This is a genomic window from Vibrio sp. 10N.222.48.A3 (assembly GCF_041475345.1).
Taxonomy (GTDB): Bacteria; Pseudomonadota; Gammaproteobacteria; order Enterobacterales; family Vibrionaceae; genus Vibrio; species Vibrio tasmaniensis_A.
Map to the genome: position 1 here is coordinate 1 of NZ_JBFRVX010000890.1, position 3,034 is coordinate 3,034.

The window sequence follows — 3,034 nt, forward strand, 5'->3', positions numbered from 1 at the left end:
CACTGAATCTTGAAGATATGAGCATTGATGAAATTGAAACGGAAGCACCACTGTTTGGTGATGGACTTGGATTAGATTCTATCGATGCCCTTGAGCTCGGCCTTGCTATCAAGAAAAAGTACAACATTGTTATCGATGCCGACGATTCAAACACTCGCCAGCATTTTGCATCGGTTGAAAACCTAGCTAACTACATTTCATCTAAAACGAACAACTAGACAGATCTTTATGACACAAGCTAACCAACAAGAAGTATTCAACCAGGTTAAAGATGCGCTTATCGAGCTGTTTGAGCTTGATGCTGAAGATATCACTCCAGAAGCACACCTTTATCTCGACCTCGACCTCGACAGCATTGATGCCGTTGATTTGGTCGTTCACTTACAGAACGTTACAGGTAAGAAGATCAAGCCTGAAGAGTTCAAAGCAGTACGCACCGTTAATGACGTTGTCGAGTCTGTCGTTGAACTATTGAAGGACGCATAATGCGTCCTCTGCTGACTTTACTGTCGGCAATCATACTTTTCACTTATCCAATAGCGGTTTACTTTGGACTCAACAAGTTTGGCCTACAAACCGTTGGTATCGTCTTAGCCGCTATTTTTGCTGTCCGCATTTTCACCGGTGGTCAGGCTAAAATCAAAGAGCTAAAACACCTAGCTTGGATCAGCGGAAGTGCCGGAATTGTTCTGCTGGCATTAGGGTTAACCTTCAAACAGCACGGCTGGCTAACTTATTACCCCGTCATCGTTAATGTTTGTATGCTGGTTGTGTTCGCCTCGAGCCTATGGCAACCGCAAACGATTATCGAGCGGCTTGCTCGCCTCCAAGAGCCAGAACTTCCACAAAGTGGCGTTGATTACACACGAATAGTCACCAAAGTTTGGTGTCTGTTCTTTGTTATCAATGGCTCTATCGCCCTTTACACCTGCTTCCAACCTCTTGAAATATGGACCCTATACAATGGCTTACTCAGCTATGTATTTGCAGGGTTGCTCTTTGCAGGAGAGTGGGTAGTAAGACAGCGCATTCGTCAGAGTTAAATTGTTATGACCCAAACCGTCTCTTACACTTCCTTGTCTGAACTTCTCAGTCAGAACAGATCGCCTGATTGTATTGTCTGCTTTGACGACAATAGCGAGATTTCGTGGCAAACATTTAACGACGACTTATCTCAACTCGTACAGCTTTTATCTTCATCCCCTTTTCAACGAGTTGCGATTTGCACCCAAGACAGCTACCTATTTTCAGTGGCCTTTTTAGCGTGCGCAGCCAGCAACAAACACATCATCTTGCCAGGTAACTATCAACCGTGTGCGCTTGCCGAGCTGAGTGAGCATTTTGACTGTCTGTTGGTCGATGATGCGATTGGTGCAGTGGAAATAAATGAAGTTCGCAATATCCAAACCTTATTAGACACCGAAATACGAGAACCTCTAACCGATAATCTTCCCGCCATTGAGTTAGCAGCAATCCAATTGACCTTGTTTACTTCAGGCTCAAGCGGTACACCAAAAGCAATCCATAAGACCTTAGAACACCTAGATATTGAAATCGCTCAGCTAGATAAAAACTGGGGCGCCTTGCTTAAAGACAACCAAGTCCACAGCACCGTCTCACACCAACATATCTATGGTCTGTTGTTTCGAATCTTATGGCCGCTTTGTTCTAGCGTTCCATTTTCTCGAAACAATCTCGAATACCCGGAACAGATCCTGTCTCACGCTAACAAGCAGAGCGTGCTGATCAGCAGCCCTGCGCTACTCAAACGATTAAAACACGAGACAAAGTCTACGCATCTAGCGGGGGTATTCTCTTCTGGTGGCCCTTTACCTACCGAGTCGGCTCATCAATCACGAGGTCTGCTTGGGCATTTACCTATCGAAGTGTTTGGCAGCACAGAAACCGGCGGCATCGCGTTTCGTCAGCAACAGAGCGTTCAAACACCTTGGCAGCTTTTTGACTGTATTAAGGCCAGTCTCAATAGTGAGAATTGCATTAAGTTATTGTCGCCGTACATCGACAAAAACAACTGGTATCAAACCGCAGACGAGTGCGAAATGGTCTCAGATAATCAATTTATATTGAAAGGCCGAACCGACCGAGTGATCAAGATAGAAGAAAAACGAGTATCACTGGTTGAAGTTGAAAAGCGACTGGAGCAACTACCTTGGATAAGCGAGTGTGTGGTCATTCCCTTTGAAGAGCCTGAACGCTTAATCTTGGCGTCAGTTTTGGTATTATCAGAGGAAGGCCAAGCGACTCTCGCAACCATGAGTAAAGGTAAATTCTGGTTAATGTTACGTTCAGAACTCAGAAAATGGTTAGAGCCAATCGCTATTCCAAGAAAGTATCGTGTTGTTGATGAGATCCCCCTCAACAGCCAAGGCAAGCGACTAACCTCTCACATAGAGCAGCTCGTCAAATCATAAAAATCACTGGTCGCATTTTATACTGAGATTATCTTTTATATTTTTGTCAGAAGACCCATTTTAGCCCAAGGATTCTAAGCACACGCTATGGATAAGAGAAAACCAAACGTCATTGCTGTTGACACTGTAGAGAAAGAATCGACCCTGACACTCCATGTTACCGGAGACATCACCGATTTTAAGGGGCACTTTAAGAGCTTCCCTATTCTTCCCGGTGTGACACAAATTGACTGGGCACTTCACTATGCTGTCCAAGAGTTAAATGTCCCTGGTTACTTTAAAGGTATGGAGGTCATCAAATTCCAAGAGCCTATCCTTCCTGACGCCACAATCCAGCTATCACTCAAATGGGATGCTGACAAAGACAAGCTGAGCTTCAGCTACACCTCAAACAGCGGTGAACAGACCCACTCTTCAGGAAAAATGAAGCTGGGAGAGAAAAGTGAATAGCGCTCCTGCTGAGACTGCTTCTCAACACGTAACAAAAGAAAGCGACTACAAAGCTTGCTTCCTAATTCCGTGCTTTAACCACGGCGAAACCATGCCTGCAGTGGTGTCGTCACTCCATCATTTTGAGTTGCCGATCATCATCGTTGACGATG

5 protein-coding genes are annotated in these 3,034 nt (G+C 44.9%); all 5 read left to right on the plus strand.

Features of this window, described 5'->3' with window-relative positions:
* The first annotated feature begins 2 nt into the window (after window positions 1-2).
* Window positions 3-218, plus strand: coding sequence for a phosphopantetheine-binding protein (locus tag AB4653_RS21445; RefSeq protein WP_372105296.1), 216 nt, complete (start codon window positions 3-5; stop codon window positions 216-218).
* 10 nt (window positions 219-228) lie between these two features.
* Window positions 229-486, plus strand: coding sequence for an acyl carrier protein (locus AB4653_RS21450; RefSeq protein WP_009848591.1), 258 nt, complete (start codon window positions 229-231; stop codon window positions 484-486).
* Window positions 486-1,043: a septation protein IspZ gene (locus AB4653_RS21455; RefSeq protein WP_009848592.1), complete on the plus strand. Its 558-nt coding sequence runs from the start codon at window positions 486-488 to the stop codon at window positions 1,041-1,043. The genes AB4653_RS21450 and AB4653_RS21455 overlap by 1 nt, the downstream gene beginning before the upstream one ends.
* Window positions 1,044-1,049: 6 nt before the next feature.
* On the plus strand, window positions 1,050-2,432 hold the full coding sequence (locus AB4653_RS21460; protein WP_102257954.1) for an AMP-binding protein: 1,383 nt from the start codon (window positions 1,050-1,052) through the stop codon (window positions 2,430-2,432).
* 87 nt (window positions 2,433-2,519) lie between these two features.
* Window positions 2,520-2,882, plus strand: a complete 363-nt coding sequence (locus AB4653_RS21465) for a 3-hydroxyacyl-ACP dehydratase (RefSeq protein WP_009848594.1) — start codon at window positions 2,520-2,522, stop codon at window positions 2,880-2,882.
* The last annotated feature ends 152 nt before the right edge of the window (window positions 2,883-3,034 follow it).